Below are 17,254 nucleotides of genomic sequence, written 5' to 3' on the forward strand. Positions count from 1 at the left end.
CTTGGCCATTACTCCTCCGAGTCAAACTTGGAGAGGAGATCGTTGAATGTATCCGGAAGCGGTTCCTCCACCACCGAGTCATAGAGCTGACGCAGACCCGCCGCCCATTCGGGGCGTTTCTCGGGCTTCTTCTGCCGCGCTGTCTCGTCGTCCTTTTTCTTCACGTCCCTCATTCGCCTGTCTGTCATGTTGAGCACTGCGACCCCTTGCCGGTCTTCCAAGGCATAAGCCGAACCGGCAACAGCTGCCCGCTGACGTTTCAGAAATATATCAAACACACTGGCGGGAACGAAACGTGGTGCGATTGGTTCCCGCGGATGAACGTAATAATAATCGAGGCCAGATTTGCCTGTTTGCCAGTCGATGCTGCCACAAGGTTATCCGCGTGAAGATATCAGTACCCCATGCCCCCTTCCGGACAGTCGTTTGACGTGAGCAATTCTTGGAAATTCAGCCCAATCCCCTCAAAAGCGCCGCACATGTGAAAGAGCGTCGCGGTCGCCGGGCAGACCCCCGGCTTGGCCGCGTGCTGCGCGGTTTCGCGCGCTTTCCGCGTGCGCTGCCGATCGGCATTTTCATCGCCATCGCGGTGCTCACCGCCGTGGGCGTTTGGGCGATCGAAATGGCGCAAAAGGACGCACGCAGCGTCGAACTGAGCCAGATCGCCACGGGCGCTACCGCCGCGCTTGAACGCCGCGCCAATGCCAATGCCGCCTATCTGCGATCGGGTGCGGCTCTGCTCGCGACACAGGACGACGTACCGGCGTCGCTTTTCCGGACTTTCGTAGGGCAACTGAGGCTAGACGCCAATTTCCGCGGCGCGGAAGGTATCGGCTGGGCCGCCCGCGTCGACAGCAATGACATCCCGGCTTTCGAGGCCGAGCAACAGAAACTGGGAACCACCGGTTTCGCCGTCCATCCCCTGCCGCGCCCGGACCAAGCCTATGCCGTGCCGGTCACCTACATTCAGCCGCTGACAGACCGCAATCGCCGTGCCATCGGCTTCAACATGTTCTCCGAAGCGACGCGCCGGGCTGCGATGCTGGAAGCTGAACGTCTCGCCCGGCCGACCGCATCGGGGCGCGTCGTGCTGGTGCAGGAAACAGAACAAAGGACTGCTCCGGGCTTTCTTATCTACATGCCGGTGTTCAAGATCGACCCGGCCGGCACCCGCCGCCTCGAAGGCTATGTCTATAGCCCGTTCAACGCGCAGGACTTCGTGGAATCGGCCCTGGAGGGTGAACTGCCCACTCGTGCCCGGATCGGCCTCTATGATGGCGCGGTCGCGCCCGAGAACCTGCTGGCAGAGCTTTCGACCGGAGAGACCGGCGGCGAAAGCCGGACTCGGCAGATTGTCATCGGCAACCGCACTTTCACCATGGAAGTGCACTCGCTCAAGAAATCGATGTTGAGCGACATCGCCGTCATCGTCCTTCTCTCCGGGCTTGTCGTGGCCAGCCTTGCCCTTGCCATCGCGTGGCTGCTGACGCGTCAGGCGGCGGAAGCGCGACAAGTCATCGGCATTCTCGAAGAACAGGCCGCGATCCGCAATTCGCTGACCCGCGAGCTCAACCACCGCGTGAAGAACACACTGGCCAATGTCCTGTCGATCGTGTCGCTGACGCGCAGGCGAGCCAGTTCGCTCGACGCCTTTGCCACGTCGCTCGACGGCCGCATCCGCGCGCTTTCGGCGACGCACGACCTGCTCACGCAGTCGGAATGGGGCACGACACCGGTGAGATCGGTGATCGAGGTCGAAATGGCGCCCTACGCGTTGGGTCGCGATTCCACTGTCGAGATGGACGGCCCCGATGTCGAACTGGCGCCCAACGATGCCTTGTCGCTGGGCCTCGCCATTCACGAACTGGCGACCAACGCGGCCAAGTTCGGCGCGCTTAGTGTGCCGGGCGGGAACGTCACGGTCGATTGGGATCTCGTTTCGGAAAACCTGGTGCGCGTCCGCTGGAAGGAAAGTGGCGGGCCGACCGTATCGGAAACGCGTCCGCGCGGTTTCGGCACCGAACTGATCGAGAAGATCGTCGCGCACGAATTGCGCAATCCGGTGGACCTCGTGTTCGAATCGAGCGGTGTGCGCTGCACGATGCTGATCCCGGTCCGCACGCCGAGCGAATTCCTGATCCGCGCAAAGCGGGATAGCGAAGCCGAGGAAGACTGAAACCGAGCCGGCTGAGGGGCAACAGGCTTAGCGCTATCGAAGCGGTGGCGACGCGCGAGTGGCTCCCGGCGCCACGGTACGGATTGCTTGTAAGCACGCTCCACAGCTTCTGACAGAGCCGCATACGAAAAGGCCCGCCGCTCATGATGGAGCGGCGGGCCTTTCGCTAGTCTTTGCCGATATGCCTTACGGCAGCGGGCGGCTCGATCCGAAGAACAGCGCCTGGCTGATCGCGGCACGCACCGTCGATTCCTGGAACGGCTTGGTGACGAGGTAGGTCGGCTCAGGCCGGTCACCCGTCAGCAGGCGTTCGGGATAGGCGGTGATGAAGATCACCGGCACCGAACCGATCGTGAGAATGTCGTCGACCGCGTCGAGACCCGAGCTGCCGTCGGCAAGCTGGATATCGGCCAGAACGAGACCGGGCATCTTGTCGGCGATGACGTCCTGAGCCTGCGTGCGCGTGGCCGCAGTGCCGCAGATGTCGTGACCCAGCGAGCGGACGAGGTCCTCCAGCTGCATCGAGATCAGCGGCTCGTCCTCGATGATGAGGACATTGGTGGTGGATTCCTTGTCGATCTCCGACACCGCATCCTGGACGAGGTTTTCGACCTCTTCCTCGGAAAGGTCCATGATCTCGGCCGCTTGCCCGATGGAGAAATCCTCCAGCGTGGTCAGCAGCAGCGCCTGTCGGTTCATCGGCGTGATGGCCGAAAGGCGTTCCTGTGCGGCAGCCTCGTGGTCGATGGCACCGGAATCGATGTCGGCAACTTCGAGGTAAGCACTGGACCAGAGCTTGTTGAAAGCGCGGTAAAGCGGCACCCGGCCGCCTTCACCAAGGCTGGCCTTCAGTTCCGGGTCGGCGAGAACCGCCTCCAGAGTAGCGCGGACGAAAGCGTCGCCAGTGCTTTGCGAACCCGAAAGCGCGCGAGCGTAGCGACGAAGATATGGCAGATTGGCGGCAACCTTGGCCCCGAGAGACATGCAAGCCCTTCCCGTAATTTGAATCAGCTGCCGTAACGCGCGTGCGCGAGGTCAGTTCCCAGATATTTGCCGAATTGTTCACACCGTTGCAATCGCGTAACGTTCGGGGCACGGGACTGCCATTCACGAAGCAGCACGGTTGGATGAGGGTTTGCATGACTTCTGGCTCTGAGCATTTTGCCTGCACGCAATGTCCGCTGCTGTCGTGCCCCGGCCTGCGCAAGCAGGATCAGGAGCGCCTGGCCCTGATCCAGGAATTCAAGCACGGAGAGCTTGGCGCCGACCGGGGTGAGCAGGTGCTGATCCAGGACACGAAGAGCGAACACCTCTACACCGTTCTGAAAGGCGTCCTGATCCGTTATCGCCTGATGGACGACGGCCGGCGGCAGATCATCAATTTCCTCTTCCCCGGCGATCTCATCGGCCTTCAGGCCACTCTGGACGAGCCTATGACCCACGGGGTCGAGGCGTTGACCGATGCGCGCCTGTGCGTGTTTCCCCGCGCCGACTTCCGCAAGTTCGTCAGCCAGTTTCCCGATCTCAACTATGACATCGTATGGCTGGCCGCGAAAGAAGAAGCGGCGCTTGAGGAACACCTCGTCGCTCTGGGCCAGCGCAATGCGCGCGAACGCATCGCCTATCTCGCCCTGTTCCTGATCGAACGGGCGGAACAGACCTGCCTGACCAGCGGCCCGCACAAGATTTCTCTGGCCGTGACGCAAAGCCAGATCGCCGACATGCTTGGCCTTTCGCTCGTTCACACCAACCGGTCGCTACAGTCGCTGCGCAGGGACGGACTGGTCCGCTGGACCCTGACCGAGATCGAGATCCCCGACATGGAAGCGGTGCGAGATCTGGTCCAGGTGGAGAGCGCGAACAGCAAAAAGCGGCCCTTCATATAAATAATTACTTCTAATAATCAGTATCTTGTGCATTTTTTTGGGCAGGAGGCAGATTCTTTCGAGTGGCGCAGGAACCACTTCTTCGGCCGTGCATTTTCACTATATCACCGCCGAGACCCCCCTCCCGTCCAAGCGGCCGGTGATACGATCCCGAAAGGCCTTCGCTCCCTAACAGGGGGAGCGGAGGCCTTTTTTTCATGACTGTTGCCTAGGGCGCGCGACCAAGTGGCATGGACGAGGTGGAACGTCCGAATGCCCCCCGTTGCGGACGTTCTAGTTCGACGATCTCAATGTCCGAAATTGGGCTGGGAATTGATATTAGGTTGTCGCCATTGAAGCCCATGCAAAAAACATCGTCGAGGTGAGCCCTAGCAGGGTTCTCACACCGTGAAGCTGCCCCCAATGCAGGAGTAGGGTTCTTGTATCGGGACCCGCTTGCTCGGGCCGGATGGCTTTCAGTCGCTTGTTCGTCGGCATAATCGCTATGATCGTGAATGGCCAGTTGGCGAGCAGCGCGGTGCTTCCAGCGATCCACAACAATTGGCCCGATAAATACCAAGCCGCCAAGCCGAATGCCCCGCCAACGATAGCTAGACCGGACTGTATCGGCAGCGCTTTCGCGTAGCTTGGTTGCCATTGTGCGAGAAGCGGTTCGTCCGTCAAAAGCAGGCGTGCGGGGTGTTCGACCAGACTGATATAGCCCGCCGCACCGGCAAACAGAGCGGCAGACGTGAGTGCAATGACAGCGAAAAGCAACATGGGGATTCCTCGGCATGAGCCGGGGAGACGCGAAACATAGAGCCAGCGTCTCCCCAAGCAAGTTGGATCAACGCCGCGGCTAAGAAGAACCCACGGTGTGGGTGCAGGAGCTACCGACCTGCCACTCTATTTTCGGCTGTCATATGCTGCACCAAGGTTCGTGATCGATCAAGCTCAATGTCCGCATTGGTGTCTCAAGCGGACATTGGTCGACAACTGCAGGGTAATCCGCTTCCCACCGTTGCTGTCGGTGGTGAATTTGTTCCCGCCACTTGGCCGTCAGCGACATCAAAAAAGGCCCGCCGACTGGCGAGCCCCAATGATGCGCGAATTGACCGAAGGCGATCAGTCGGAGGAAATTGCGCCCTTGAGGCGCGAGAACAGGCCTGTGCGGCGGCTGTCCGAAACGGCCGAGATCAGCGCCTCGGGGGCGTAAGGCTTGGTCAGGACCGTGCCCAGTTCCTTGATGTCGGCGGGGATTGCGTCGGGATTGCCGGTCGAGAACACGATGCGCGGGGGCCTGGGGCCGAGTTCATTGACGAGTTCGGCGACGGCCCAGCCATCGTCCCGATCGACCAGGTGCACGTCGAGCACGATCACGTCGGGCTTGTGCTTTTCAAGAGCGGCCAGCGCCTGCTTCGTGCTGGAACACACGGTTACGGCAGGGGAGCCCGCGCCAAGCAGGATATCTTCGATAGAGAGGGCCAGGATCGGATCGTCTTCCACGACGAGAGCCGTGCCGACGTTACGATCGGTTCCCTCCGGCTTCGGCTGTGTGGACATGGACTGCGACTTCCCCATCGGGTGTTCATTCACCCTTGTCTGCAAACGCGAGGAAGGCAGGCGAAGTTCCCGCTTTGTCGCCGCAATTGCGAAAAGATTTGCCGGATCGGTCAGAGCGGCTTGGAATAGATCGTGTATTCGCGGTTCACATCGGCATCGATGGCCTCCGCGATCGCGTTCATCCCCTGGTTGTCATCGAGGATCCAGCCGATCTCGCCGCGCTTGGCATTGTAGTCCTCTACCGCGGCGCGGCGGATGTATTCGATCATCATGAAAGCCAGCTGGCTGGCAAGGCGCGAGCTTTGCAGATGCTTGCGCACCCCCATAAGCGGCACGCGCATGTCGGCGTTCTTCGGCTTGCGGATCCAGTTCAGCAGCTTGAACCAGCCGAAGGGGAACAGCTTGCCGTTTATCGCCTTGATCGGCTGATTGACGTCGGGAAGCGTCATCATGAAGGCCACCGGCTCGCCGTCGTATTCGGCGATCATGATAAGGTCCTCGCGCACCAGCGGGCGCAGCTTCTTGCCGGTATGGGCGACCTCGCGGTCGGTGATGGGGACAAAGCCCCAGTTGCCCGACCATGCGTCGTTGAGGATCTCGAGGATGATCGCCGCTTCCTCGTCGAATTTCGACTTGTCGACGCGGCGCACGGTGATCCGCTCGTTCTTCTCGCCCGAGGATATGATCCGCTGGATCAGTTTCGGAAACTCCTGCGTCACGTCTAGGTCGAAGGTCCGCAGGGTCTTGGCAGGCGTATAGCCCATCGCCTCAACCCAAGGCTGATACTTTGCCGGGTGGTGGCCCATCATCACCGTCGGCGAATGGTCGTGGCCCAGCGTCAAGAGGCCCGGTTCTTCCCAGATCGACAGCGAGATCGGCGCGAGGATACAGGTCATGCCCTTTTCGCGCAGCCAGTCCTCGGCCCGCAGGATCAGCGCCTGTGCAACGGCCTCGTCCTCGGCATCGAGCAGGCCCCAGTTGCCGGTGCCCGGACCCATGCCCTGTTCGGGCGGCATGGTGTGGGCCAGCCTGTCGAAGTGAGCGGAGATGCGACCCACAGGCCTCCCATCGCGCCTGGCGATGAACAGCTGGACTTCGGCATGGTCGAAGAAGGGGTTCTTCTTCGGGTCGATGACTTCGGCCGCCTCGGCGCGCAGGGGCGGCACCCAGTGGGGATCGTCGCGGTTCAGCGCATAGCCGATGTCGAGAAAGACCTTGCGCCCGGCGCGATCGACGACCGGCTCGACGACGATGCCGTTACCTTGTGCCCCCATGTCCGTGATCCTGCTTCAGGCCGCAGTCTTGTTGCGGTTGGGGTCGAACCCCTCCTTGCCCATCGCGCGGCGGCGCGGGTGGCCAGAGGCGATGCCGCCCGACAGGTCCTTCACCCAAGGCCAGCGCTTGGCCACTTCCTCGTCATAGCCGAGGTTGAACACGGTCGGCGAACGCTTGGGCCGGTCCTTCTTCTCGTAATACGTGCCCAGGACGCGGTCCCAGACGTAGTTCGTGATGCCGAAGTTGCCGTCCTCGTCGAAGTAGTGATGTTCGACGTGGCGCTGCTTCATCGTCTGCACCCACTTCCACTTCGGCTTGAAGGCCAGATGCTGGATGCAGTGCATGAATTCGTAATAGCAGGTGGTCAGCAGGCCCGCGGCAAAGGCCGCAGCCAGACCGCCGATGCCGCCGATGGCATAGCCGATGGGCGCGGTGGCGATGAAGATCGTGGGCACCGTCGTGTGCAGCGCGCCGAACAGCACCTCGAGGTGGTTCGGGTCCTGGTGGTGATCGTAGTGAATACGCTTCCACGTGCTCGCCAGCGGCTTGATCTTGTACATCCACTGTCCGTGCAGGACGTACTGGTGCAACAGGTGCCAGACCAGCGGATAGACGATCGTGGCGGCCAGGAACGCGGCCACCGCGCGCAGCGGCGTGGTCGGCCAGACCGCGAAGGCCACGACACACAGCGCCGTCAAGCCCAGGTACGCGATGATCGTGTAGTGCTGAAAATAGGCAACGATCAGCTGCTTCAGCGTCATCCGGTCGAGATAGTGCGAACGCTTCCAGAACGGGAGCTTCGCCTCGTCGGCGGCGGCAGGGGTTGATGTCGTCTGAGTCATCGTGGTCGGCTTCTTCGTTGATCTCTGGGCGCGGCCCTTAGCATCTGCATCCCGCGCGGGCCAGACGCGCGAGGCGGCCCGCATCATTTGGCGGGTCGGCGTGCTTATAGCGCAACGGGTGAACCGCGCCTGAGCAGGACGTGTGCGACCCAATTGCCCCTACGGAAAAGGGCCGCACCGACAATGCCGGCGCGGCCCTTTCCTTACCCCTTGGCGTCAAAGACCGATCAGTTGGTCTCGACAGTCATCGACGGATTGCCGTCGATGTCGGCGGTGACGGAGGTGTCGCCATCGTTGATGTCGGCGTTCACGCCGTCTTCGCTGATGGTGACCGAATCGCCGCCATCGGCTTCCATGACGGGTTCGGTCATTGCCGGATCGGTGCCGACTTCCTCGGTCACGACTTCGGTTTCGGTTGCAGCCGGAGCATCGGCGGTGCTGTCACAGGCGGCAAGGCCCAGAGCGGACACGGCGACGAGGGCGGGCAGGATGATCTTCTTCATGTAGCGTCTCCAATTTGTGGCGCAATTGTGGCAACTACGTCTCAAATGGGGCAACGGTTCCCGAAAAAATCTATTCCTCGGTCCGCAGCAGCACGAGTTCGCCGATGAGCGCGAACAGGAAGAAAGGCGCCCAGGCAGCCAGAAACGGCGGATATCCGCCGAAATTGCCGATGGCGAGCGCGGCATTGTCGACCACGAAATAGGCAAAGCCCAAAGCCATGCCGATGACGGCGCGCACGAACAATTGCCCCGAACGCGCCAGCCCGAAAGCTGCAACCGCGCCCAGAAGCGGCATCAGCGCCGCCGACAGCGGCCCCGAAATCTTGTGCCACCAGCGGCCCTTCAACTCCTCCGTCCGGCGGCCCGCCGCATCGAGATCCCTGATCGATTCGCGCAGCTTGAAGATGTCCTGCCCGTCGGCGTTGACCGAACTGATCGAAATCTCGCGCGGGGTGATCCCCTGTCCGACGACGGTGTCGGGCGGATAGTCGACCGTGGCGATATCGACCGCAAAGCGCGTCGGGTCCTTGAGCACCCAGCCTTCACCGTTCCACGTCGCCGTATCGGCGCGCCACTGTTCGGTGAGCATGAGATTGGGATCGCGGCGATACCATGTCACGCCGCCCAGCGTCATCGCATCGCCCTCGCCCGCGGCAGTGCGCGCGGCAAGGATCGCGTCGCCTTCGGCCATGTAGATATCGGTTCGCACGTCCGATCCGGGCGGTATCGGCCCGAAATCGGCCTTTTCCCACGCGCTAAGCGTTGCCGTCGCCCGCGTCACGACGCGTTCGTTGAAAGCGAAGCTAAGCACTGAGACGAGCGTCGCGGTAAGCACCAGCGGAGCAAGAATCTGGTGCGCCGAAAGCCCGGCGGCCTTCATCGCGATGACTTCGCTGTTCTGGTTCAACGTTGCCAGTGTCAGGATGGTGGCCAGCAGGACCGAATAGGGCAGAAACCTTGCCACGAGCTGCGGCGCGCGCAGCGACACGTAAGTCCACAGCGCGCCTTCGCCATTGCCATCCACGGCCAGGATGTCGCCGCTGGTCCCCAGCAGGTCGAGGATCTGCAGGACAAGCACAAGCATCGCCAGCACCGCGAAGATGCGGACGACGAAAGTTTTCGCCAGATAGATCGTCAGCCGTTTGGACGGGAAGAAATCAAGCCGCATGGTTTTGCTCCGCCATGCGCTTCAACTCCTTGCGCCCGGTGAACCGCATAAGGCGGAAAAGGGCGGTGATCTTCTTGCCCACGACCGAGGCCCCGCGTTCGAGCCAGCCGATCGCCTGACCGCCCGGGACATGGGCAACGCGCCAATACATCCACAGGATCAGCGCGGCGAAAAGCACGAATGGCACCCAGAGAGATATCAGCGGGCTGACCAGGCCAAGTGCGGCGACGTCTTCGCCGTACTGGTTTATCTTGTGATAGGCCACGACCATCACGATCGACACGAACACGCCCAGCGCGCTGGTCGATCGTTTGGGCGGTATCGCCAGCGACACGGCCAGAAGCGGCAAGAGCAGCATCATCACCACTTCGACAAGGCGGAAGTTGAGGCTGGCCAAAGTCTCGTTCCTGACGTCCTGGTCCACCTGGTCGTTCCAGCCCAGTTGCAGCAGTTCGGGCAGGATATATTCGCGGTCCTCGCCCCCGCGCTGGCGGAACTGTTCGATCTCCGGCAGGTCGATCGGCAGGTCGTAGCTGGAGAATGACAGCACGCGCGGCGCGTTGAGGTTCGGCTGGTCCTGAATGATCGTGCCGTCAGTCAGGCGCAGGATGATCGTGTTCTGATCGTCCGCATTGGCAAGGAACCGCCCGCCCCGCGCAGAGATGGAGAGCATGTCCCCTTTCTCGTCCGTAAGTCGGGCGAAAATCCCGCTCAATTCGCGGCCGTTGTCGCGGCTTTCCTCGATCCGAAGGGCGGTCTTGTCCTGGATCGTGTTGAATTCGCCGACCTCTATCGACGCGCCCAGCGCGCCCGACGACAGTTCGAAGGCCAGCCGCTGATAATCGTAGCGCGAAACCGGTTGTACCCAATAGACCAGCACGAAGTTCAGCGCGACCAGCGCCAGCGTGATCATGTAGGGCACTTTGAGCAGGCGGGTATAGCCCATGCCCACGGCGCGCAGCACGTCCAGTTCCGACGTCGTCGCCAGTTTCCGGAACGCGAACAGGATGCCCAGCATCAGGCCCAGCGGGATCGCCAGGCTCATATATTCGGGCAGCAGGTTCGCCAGCATCTGGAAGACGACACCGATCGGCCCGCCCTCGTTCGCGACGACTTCGAACAGGCGCAGCATCTTGTCGAGAATCAGCAGCGACGCCGCCAGCGCCAGCGTGCCCAGCATCGGCATCAGCGTCAGCCGGAAGATATAACGGTCGATGGCGGAAAAGAACTTCAAGGTGCTCGCATTCGGTCCTTTGGGGCGGATCGGCTTGGCGACACCCCTTCGTTTCGAGGGGTCATAACGGCAACTAACGCCAACGTCACCCGTTTCAGATGGGGTTCATTAAACCTGAAGTCTATTCCCGTTGAAAAGGAGAGGGTCGATGCGTTTCCTTATAGTTGCAGGGCTTGCGGCAACGGTTGCCGCCTGCGCCCCGCCCCCGCCCGAGAAGGGTTCCGCTTCCAGCGAGGCCGATTTGCCCACCGGCGCGACGCTGGGGCAGGACGGTTTCTGGTCCATCGGCGAGGTTCCGGCCATCGCCTGGCCCGAAGTCGTGCCCGAAGATCCGTCGATCGGACAGGAAGACATGTTCGACAAATACGCCCGCGAAAACGGCATCACGCGGGAGCAGGCGATGGGCCAGATCAACGGCCCGCAGAGTTTGCAGGAAGAGCTGGATCGCATTTCGCAAAAGATAAAGCGGGAGGAAGCGGGCAACTTCGTACAGTTCGTGATGGTCCGCGATCCGTCGGTCCGGATGGAGGTCTGGTTCAAGCGCGATGCCGCCGAAACGCTGGCAAAATACACGCGCGACCCGCTGTTCGTCCCGCGCGAAGGCGGGCTCTCGCAAGTAGAGCGCGAGCAGGTGCAGACCGAATGGAACAACCGGCTGCATCAAGCAGGCCTGCAGTTCAGCAGCTATGGCATGGAACGCGAAGGCGTGGTCCGGTTCGATCTGGGCGTGACCGAAGATCAGTTCCGGGAAATTGCGAAGGAGCGTGGCTGGGATCTCAGCGGACCGGTCCAGTTCGAATTCGCCTCACCCCAGCCGGCTGCATTCGCGGACGAGGCTCTGGCCGGCGGCGTGCGCGTCTTCGCGCGCGAAAACATGGAGCCCGGCGCGCGTCATATGGCGCTCTATCACGATACCATCGTGTTGAAGGACGGGTGTTTCCGGACAAAGAAAGGCAATCAGCTCGTCATGTTCGCCTATGATACGCAGCTTGCCTTGGACGATCAGGGCTATCTGGCGGTGGTAAGCACTCGCGGGCGGGAACCCTACCGGATCGGCGAGCCCGGAAACTGGGGCGGTCCGAACGGATACGACGAAAAGAACCCGGACGTGATCGCGCTGCGCAAGGCATGCGGTGAAGGCGAGATCATGAACGTCGCCAACCCGTCGAGCGCGCGGCTGTTTGCACTCCCCGCGCCGCAGTGGGTGACGAACTATGCCGATGCAAAGGGTCTGACCCGCCAGAAAGCGTGGGAAAACGTCACCGATTGCATGAAGGCAGAGGAAGCCGAAGGACGCACCGGGCTGAACGCACGGGACGTGTGCATCAAGCAGTTCAACTAGGGAGGGTCAGGCCTTTTCGAGCGTGCACTGCAGCGGGTGCTGGTTCTGCCGGGCGAAGTCCATCACCTGGTTCACCTTGGTCTCCGCGATTTCATAGGGGTAGATGCCGCAGACGCCGACCCCGCGCTGATGGACGTGGAGCATGACCTGCGTGGCCTGCTCCATGTCCATGCGGAAGAACCGCTTGAGGACCAACACGACGAATTCCATCGGCGTGTAGTCGTCGTTGAGCATGAGAACCTTGAACTGGCTCGGCTTCTTGGGTTTGGCACGCGTGCGGGTGGCGAGGCTTACCTGCCCTTCGCCACCGTTGCCGCCATCGGGTTCGTCGCCGCGTTCCCCGTCGTCGGGCCCTGCATGAACCGGCGGGGCGGCGATCACCGCCGGGCCGGAATTAATCGGGCACGCGCCATCGGGGGCCATGAAGGCCGCGCGGCAACCCTGTTCGGAATCGTCGTGAACCTTCGCCATATTCCTCGAGAATATCGTATCGGGGGCGCCTTCTACAAGGGGCGGGCGCGCAATTGGTTCAATCAAAGACGAAAACGGGGCTGGCAGAGGTTAACCTGCCGGCCCCGTCGTCTGATCCGGATCGCCGTCGCCTGGCGGGGCGGCGGCGTTCCCGATGCTTAATCGGTTAGACCTGCGCTTAGGCGGCCTTCACCTTTTCCATCGCGAGCGAAACGCGGCTCGAGAGCGGCTGAGCGGCGTCGTTGGCCAGCTTCAGCATCGCTTCGGTGTTCTTCGACGCGGCAGCAACCGACTTGTCGAAGTACTTGCGCATCATCGCGCTCTGCAGCTGGAAGAAGTCGGTCGGCGACTTCACGGCAGCCAGTTCCTTGACTTCAGCAGTCAGGGCTTCGAACTCAGCCTTCGAATCGGCGAGGAGGCCGCGGCCCATTTCCTGCATGCCGCCGGCAAAGATCTTGCCCGATTCGACCATGGCTTCGAAGTTGCCCTTGGTGAATTCGGTGGCTTCGCCCATCATCGCGGTGCTCTTTTCGTAAGCTTCCTTCGACTTGGTCTGCATGTCGGCCATCGCGGTCTGGATGCCCTTGGTGAGTGCTTCGGGGGTAGTCATTTTGCTAAACTCCTGAGTGATCTTGGTCGTGATTTCAGCGGGCTTGGATGCCACCGCAGCGACCTTCGCGGCGGGGGCGGCAACGGTCTTCTTAACCGCGGCCTTGGCAGCTGCCGGCTTGGCAACCCGGGCCTTGGCGGCCTTGGGCTTGCTTGCAGCCTTCTTGGCCGGGGTCTTCCTTGCCGTGCGCTTCGCCACCGCGGCCTTGGCCGTCGACGTCTTCAACGCAGGCTTGGAAACCGATTTCGCCGGTGCTGGCTTTGCCGCCGGCGCAGGCTTCTCTTCGACCTTTGCCGCAACCGCGGGTTCGGTCTTCGGCTCGACCTTTGCTTCAGGCTCTGCCTTCGGCTTGGCCGGTGCTTTGGGCTTTTTCGGAGCGGCTTTGGGCTTGTCGGCGGTTACACCACCGGCAGTCGCCTCATTAGCCTTTTCAGCTCCGTCGTCCTTGCTCGCCATCGAGATTACCTCGTCTGCTTATCCATTCAGTAACGGAGGCCGAAACGAATCGGACCGCCCGCCACAGACCCGCCAATCGGGTCATGCTGCAGTGCACAATAAGTGCTGAGGTAACGAGAGTCAAGGATTTATGTTGCACTGCAACAAAAGTCTAACATTTCGACTTTGCCGCTTATGCAATTCCTCGCAAGTCGTTCATTTCATTCGGACATATCGCCCCGGTGCGTCCTCGATAACGGTGTCGCCCCGGCCGCCCGGCTTGCGTTTTCCGGTCGCTTTTACGCGTGTCGCGTCGAAAGATTCGATCCAGCGGATCCAGTCCGGCCACCACGATCCGGGTGTCTCGACCGCCTGTTCGCGGAAATCGTCCAGCGTGTCGGGGACGGCGGGCTGGTCGCTATCGGGCTCACCGATGGACCAGTACTGGTACTTGCCCGAGGACGGCGGATTGACGACCCCGGCGATGTGCCCCGACCCGGCCAGCAGGAAGCGCATCGGCCCGGAAAGATGCCGCGTCATCTTCCACACGCTGTTCAGCGGGGCGATGTGATCCTCGACCCCCGCCTGGATATAGGACGGGGTGACATTGCGGCGCAGGTCGATCGGCGTACCATGCGCCTTCAGCGCGTCGGGCACGACCAGCAGGTTGTCGTGGTAGAGGTTCTTCAGATACTCGCGGTGGAAGCGGGCGGGCAGGTTCGTGCTGTCCCCGTTCCAGTAGAGCAGGTCGAAGGCGGTGTAGTCCTCTCCCAGCAGGTAGTTGTTGATCACGTAGTTCCAGATCAGGTCCGGGCTGCGCAACAGGTTGAACGCCAGGGCCAGATAACGCCCGTCGAGGTATCCTTCGCCAGCAAGCGAATCGACCATCGCCATCTGCTGTTCGTCAATGAAGGCCTTGAGCTCTCCGGCCTCGGTAAAGTCTACCTGCGCGGTGAAATAGGTCGCGCTGGCGACCTTGTCCGCCTCGCCCCGACGGCCCAGCACGGCCAGCGTCGCGGCCAGCGTCGTGCCGCCCACGCAGTAACCGATGGTGTGGATTGCGGGCACCTTGAAGCGTTCGCGCGTGACGTCGATCGCCTCGATCTGTGCGGCGATATAGTCTTCCCAGCCCACGTCGGCCATCGATGCGTCGGCAGAGCGCCACGAGACGAGGCAGACCGTCAGCCCCTGCTCGACCGCCCATTTGACGAAGCTCTTCTTCGCGCCGAGGTCGAGGATGTAGAAGCGGTTGATCCACGGCGGGAAAATCAACAGCGGGGTCTCGATCACCGTGTCGGTGACGGGGGTGTACTGGATGATCTGGAACAGGCGGCTTTCGTAAATGACCTTGCCCGGCGTCGCGGCGATGTTCTCGCCCAGCGTAAAGGCATCCTTGTCGGTATGGGTCAGCTTTCCGGCTTCCAGATCGGCAATCAGGTGTTCCAATCCTTTCACCAGGTTCTCGCCGCCGGTTTCCAGCGTGCGTTCGATCACCAGAGGATTGGTCAGCGGGAAATGGGCCGGGCTCATCGCCTCGCAGAAGATGCGGGTGAAGAATTTCAGCTGCTCGCGCCGCTCGTTCGTAAGGCCCTGCGCTGCATCGGCCGCATCGATCATCTGCTCGGCCGCCATCAGATAGGCCTGGTGCAGCACGGCGAAGGCGGGATTTTCCTGCCACTTGGGATCGCGGAAACGGCGGTCCTTGCGGGGCAGCGCCACTTCGGCCCCATCGGCCGCTTGCGCCATGCCACACTGGGCCAGCACCGCGTCCCACAACTTCATCGAATCGGCGAACAGCTGGTCCTGTCCGTTTTCGCCGCCAACCGGCCACTGCTGCATCCAGCGGCCCGCCATGGTGAACCAGCGCGCCGGATCGACGATACCGCTGGCCGCGATGCCGGGATGGGTCTTCAGGAAATCGCGCCAGACATCGTTCATGTTCTGCGCGATGGCCGGCCAGTCGACTTCATCCGCAGACGCGGTACTGCCCTCGGCCTTTTCAGGGCCATCGAGAAACGCGGAGAACATCGCCCTGGTGGCCGCATTTTGCATTTCCATCATGTCGCGCATGGGGCCGTCCATCATGCCCACGAAGGGTCCGGCCATAAGCGAGGCCAAAAAGGGCATTTCGCCCGAACCGGTTAGCGTCGCATCCGCCGCCATCTTGTCGCCTTTGCCTTTGTCTTTCGTTTTCGTGGCCATCTTCGTCTCCAGTCGCGAGGGAGATAGTGCAGCGCGTCACGACAAAGATCAACGCTGCCAAAAGGTCGGACGTGCAACAAGATTGCTCTTGCGCGGGCTTGCGGGACATCGCAATGCGCCCCATGCTTTAGAAGGTAACGCCTTATAACAGCCGCGAAAGCGGCACAGACCCGCAACGGCCTTTGGCCCATTGGATTAAGCCGAGAGATGGACACCGAGTTCTACCGCATCAAGCGCCTGCCGCCCTATGTCATCGCCGAAGTCAACGCGATGCGGGCCGAGGCGCGCCGCGCGGGACGCGACATCATCGACCTCGGCATGGGCAATCCCGACTTGCCGCCACCGCCGCACGTCATCGACAAGCTTTGCGAGGTGGCGCAAAAGCCCGACGCCCACGGCTATTCACAGTCGAAGGGCATTCCCGGCCTGCGCCGCGCCCAGGCGAACTATTACGCCCGCCGCTTCAACGTCGAGCTTGATCCCGAGAGTGAGATCGTCGTCACGATGGGTTCGAAGGAAGGGCTGGCCAGTCTCGCCACCGCGATCACCGCGCCCGGCGACGTCATCATGGCGCCCAACCCCAGCTACCCGATCCACACGTTCGGCTTCATCCTTGCAGGCGCGACGATTCGCGAAGTGCCGACGACGCCAGACGAGCGCTATTTCGAGGCGCTCGAAAACGCGATGCGCCATTCGGTGCCGCGTCCCACGGTGCTGATCGTGAATTATCCGTCGAACCCGACGGCAGAGACGGTCGACATCTCGTTCTACGAACGGCTGGTTCCATGGGCGAAGGAAAACAACGTCTGGATCCTGTCCGACCTTGCCTATTCCGAACTTTATTACGACGGCAAGCCGACCCGCTCGATCCTTGAGGTTCCGGGCGCAAAGGACGTCGCTGTCGAATTCACCTCGATGAGCAAGACTTACTCGATGGCCGGTTGGCGCATGGGCTTTGCCGTGGGCAACCAGAAGCTGATCTCCGCGCTGACCCGCGTTAAGTCCTACCTCGACTATGGCGCGTTCACGCCGATCCAGGCCGCGGCCTGCGCGGCATTGAACGGCCCGCAGGACATCGTCGAGATGAACCGCAACCTCTATCAAAAACGCCGCGACGTGATGGTCGATGCCTTCGCCCGCGCCGGATGGGACATTCCCAGCCCGCCCGCGTCGATGTTCGCATGGGCTCCGCTGCCCCCCGCGCTCAAGCACATGGGTAGCCTCGAGTTTTCCAAGCAGATGCTTTCCGAAGCCGAAGTCGCCGTCGCGCCGGGCGTCGGTTATGGCGAACAGGGCGAAGGTTTCGTGCGTATCGCCATGGTCGAAAACGAACAGCGCCTGCGCCAGGCGGCGCGCAACGTGAAGCGCTGGTTCAAGTCGATGGGAATCAATACCTGACCAACGTTTGATCGCGACTAGCGAAAACCCGATTGCACCGCGCGTAAAGACTCGCTAGGTGCGCCCCTCACCCGTGGTGAGGCCCGATGGCGGAGTGGTTACGCACCGGACTGCAAATCCGTTTACGCCGGTTCGATTCCGGCTCGGGCCTCCACGGTTGAAAAAAGATG

At 61.8% G+C, this 17,254-nt stretch carries 16 protein-coding genes and 1 tRNA gene; 5 read left to right on the top strand and 12 right to left on the bottom strand.

The features are described from left to right. Nucleotides 1-8 precede the first annotated feature (8 nt). On the bottom strand, nucleotides 9-278 hold the full coding sequence (locus tag FAX90_RS16815) for a NepR family anti-sigma factor (RefSeq protein ID WP_240704772.1): 270 nt from the start codon (nucleotides 276-278) through the stop codon (nucleotides 9-11). Between the two features lie 203 nt (nucleotides 279-481). On the opposite strand from FAX90_RS16815, the gene FAX90_RS07935 reads away from it, so the two are divergent. Further along, nucleotides 482-2,176, top strand: coding sequence for a CHASE domain-containing protein (locus FAX90_RS07935; protein ID WP_240704773.1), 1,695 nt, complete (start codon nucleotides 482-484; stop codon nucleotides 2,174-2,176). 186 nt (nucleotides 2,177-2,362) lie between these two features. On the opposite strand, the gene FAX90_RS07940 is transcribed toward FAX90_RS07935, so the two are convergent. Beyond that, on the bottom strand, nucleotides 2,363-3,160 hold the full coding sequence (locus tag FAX90_RS07940; protein WP_144096719.1) for a response regulator: 798 nt from the start codon (nucleotides 3,158-3,160) through the stop codon (nucleotides 2,363-2,365). Between the two features lie 155 nt (nucleotides 3,161-3,315). Here FAX90_RS07940 and FAX90_RS07945 point away from each other — a divergent pair, with 155 nt between their 5' ends. After that, the gene (locus FAX90_RS07945) at nucleotides 3,316-4,062 is read left to right on the top strand and encodes a Crp/Fnr family transcriptional regulator (protein WP_170234897.1); all 747 of its coding nucleotides are present in this window, start codon (nucleotides 3,316-3,318) and stop codon (nucleotides 4,060-4,062) included. 318 nt (nucleotides 4,063-4,380) lie between these two features. On the opposite strand, the gene FAX90_RS07950 is transcribed toward FAX90_RS07945, so the two are convergent. From FAX90_RS07950 to lptF, 7 genes are all read right to left on the bottom strand, one after another. After that, nucleotides 4,381-4,821 carry an anthrone oxygenase family protein gene (locus tag FAX90_RS07950; RefSeq protein WP_144096721.1) on the bottom strand — a complete coding sequence of 147 codons (441 nt, stop codon included), beginning with the start codon at nucleotides 4,819-4,821 and terminating at the stop codon, nucleotides 4,381-4,383. Nucleotides 4,822-5,166: 345 nt separating this feature from the next. Then, on the bottom strand, nucleotides 5,167-5,604 hold the full coding sequence (locus tag FAX90_RS07955; protein ID WP_144096722.1) for a response regulator: 438 nt from the start codon (nucleotides 5,602-5,604) through the stop codon (nucleotides 5,167-5,169). Between the two features lie 110 nt (nucleotides 5,605-5,714). Beyond that, nucleotides 5,715-6,878 carry an N-acetyltransferase gene (locus FAX90_RS07960; protein ID WP_144096723.1) on the bottom strand — a complete coding sequence of 388 codons (1,164 nt, stop codon included), beginning with the start codon at nucleotides 6,876-6,878 and terminating at the stop codon, nucleotides 5,715-5,717. Nucleotides 6,879-6,893: 15 nt separating this feature from the next. Beyond that, complete coding sequence (locus FAX90_RS07965; protein ID WP_144096724.1) at nucleotides 6,894-7,721, bottom strand: sterol desaturase family protein; 828 nt, start codon at nucleotides 7,719-7,721, stop codon at nucleotides 6,894-6,896. 227 nt (nucleotides 7,722-7,948) lie between these two features. Then, entirely contained in the window at nucleotides 7,949-8,224 is a 276-nt protein-coding gene (locus FAX90_RS07970) for a hypothetical protein (RefSeq protein ID WP_144096725.1), read from the bottom strand. Nucleotides 8,225-8,294: 70 nt separating this feature from the next. Continuing rightward, nucleotides 8,295-9,392 carry an LPS export ABC transporter permease LptG gene (gene lptG, locus FAX90_RS07975; protein WP_144096726.1) on the bottom strand — a complete coding sequence of 366 codons (1,098 nt, stop codon included), beginning with the start codon at nucleotides 9,390-9,392 and terminating at the stop codon, nucleotides 8,295-8,297. Further along, on the bottom strand, nucleotides 9,382-10,626 hold the full coding sequence (gene lptF, locus FAX90_RS07980; RefSeq protein WP_144096727.1) for an LPS export ABC transporter permease LptF: 1,245 nt from the start codon (nucleotides 10,624-10,626) through the stop codon (nucleotides 9,382-9,384). The genes lptG and lptF overlap by 11 nt, the downstream gene beginning before the upstream one ends. A 148-nt stretch (nucleotides 10,627-10,774) precedes the next feature. Between lptF and FAX90_RS07985 the strand changes: the two genes are divergently transcribed. Then, nucleotides 10,775-11,968: a hypothetical protein gene (locus FAX90_RS07985; protein ID WP_144096728.1), complete on the top strand. Its 1,194-nt coding sequence runs from the start codon at nucleotides 10,775-10,777 to the stop codon at nucleotides 11,966-11,968. A 6-nt stretch (nucleotides 11,969-11,974) separates the two neighbouring features. Here FAX90_RS07985 and clpS read toward each other — a convergent pair whose 3' ends face one another. From clpS to FAX90_RS08000, 3 genes are all read right to left on the bottom strand, one after another. Next, entirely contained in the window at nucleotides 11,975-12,391 is a 417-nt protein-coding gene (gene clpS / locus FAX90_RS07990) for an ATP-dependent Clp protease adapter ClpS (RefSeq protein WP_420810968.1), read from the bottom strand. 226 nt (nucleotides 12,392-12,617) lie between these two features. After that, complete coding sequence (locus FAX90_RS07995; RefSeq protein ID WP_144096729.1) at nucleotides 12,618-13,505, bottom strand: phasin family protein; 888 nt, start codon at nucleotides 13,503-13,505, stop codon at nucleotides 12,618-12,620. Between the two features lie 195 nt (nucleotides 13,506-13,700). Beyond that, nucleotides 13,701-15,686, bottom strand: a complete 1,986-nt coding sequence (locus FAX90_RS08000) for a PHA/PHB synthase family protein (protein WP_240704775.1) — start codon at nucleotides 15,684-15,686, stop codon at nucleotides 13,701-13,703. Nucleotides 15,687-15,893: 207 nt separating this feature from the next. On the opposite strand from FAX90_RS08000, the gene FAX90_RS08005 reads away from it, so the two are divergent. Together FAX90_RS08005 and FAX90_RS08010 are read left to right on the top strand one after the other, a co-directional pair. Beyond that, entirely contained in the window at nucleotides 15,894-17,084 is a 1,191-nt protein-coding gene (locus FAX90_RS08005) for an LL-diaminopimelate aminotransferase (RefSeq protein WP_144096730.1), read from the top strand. Between the two features lie 80 nt (nucleotides 17,085-17,164). Further along, nucleotides 17,165-17,238: transfer RNA gene (locus FAX90_RS08010), tRNA-Cys, on the top strand. Nucleotides 17,239-17,254 lie beyond the last annotated feature (16 nt).

Source organism: Croceicoccus sediminis (assembly GCF_007570835.1).
Classification (GTDB): Bacteria; Pseudomonadota; Alphaproteobacteria; order Sphingomonadales; family Sphingomonadaceae; genus Croceicoccus; species Croceicoccus sediminis.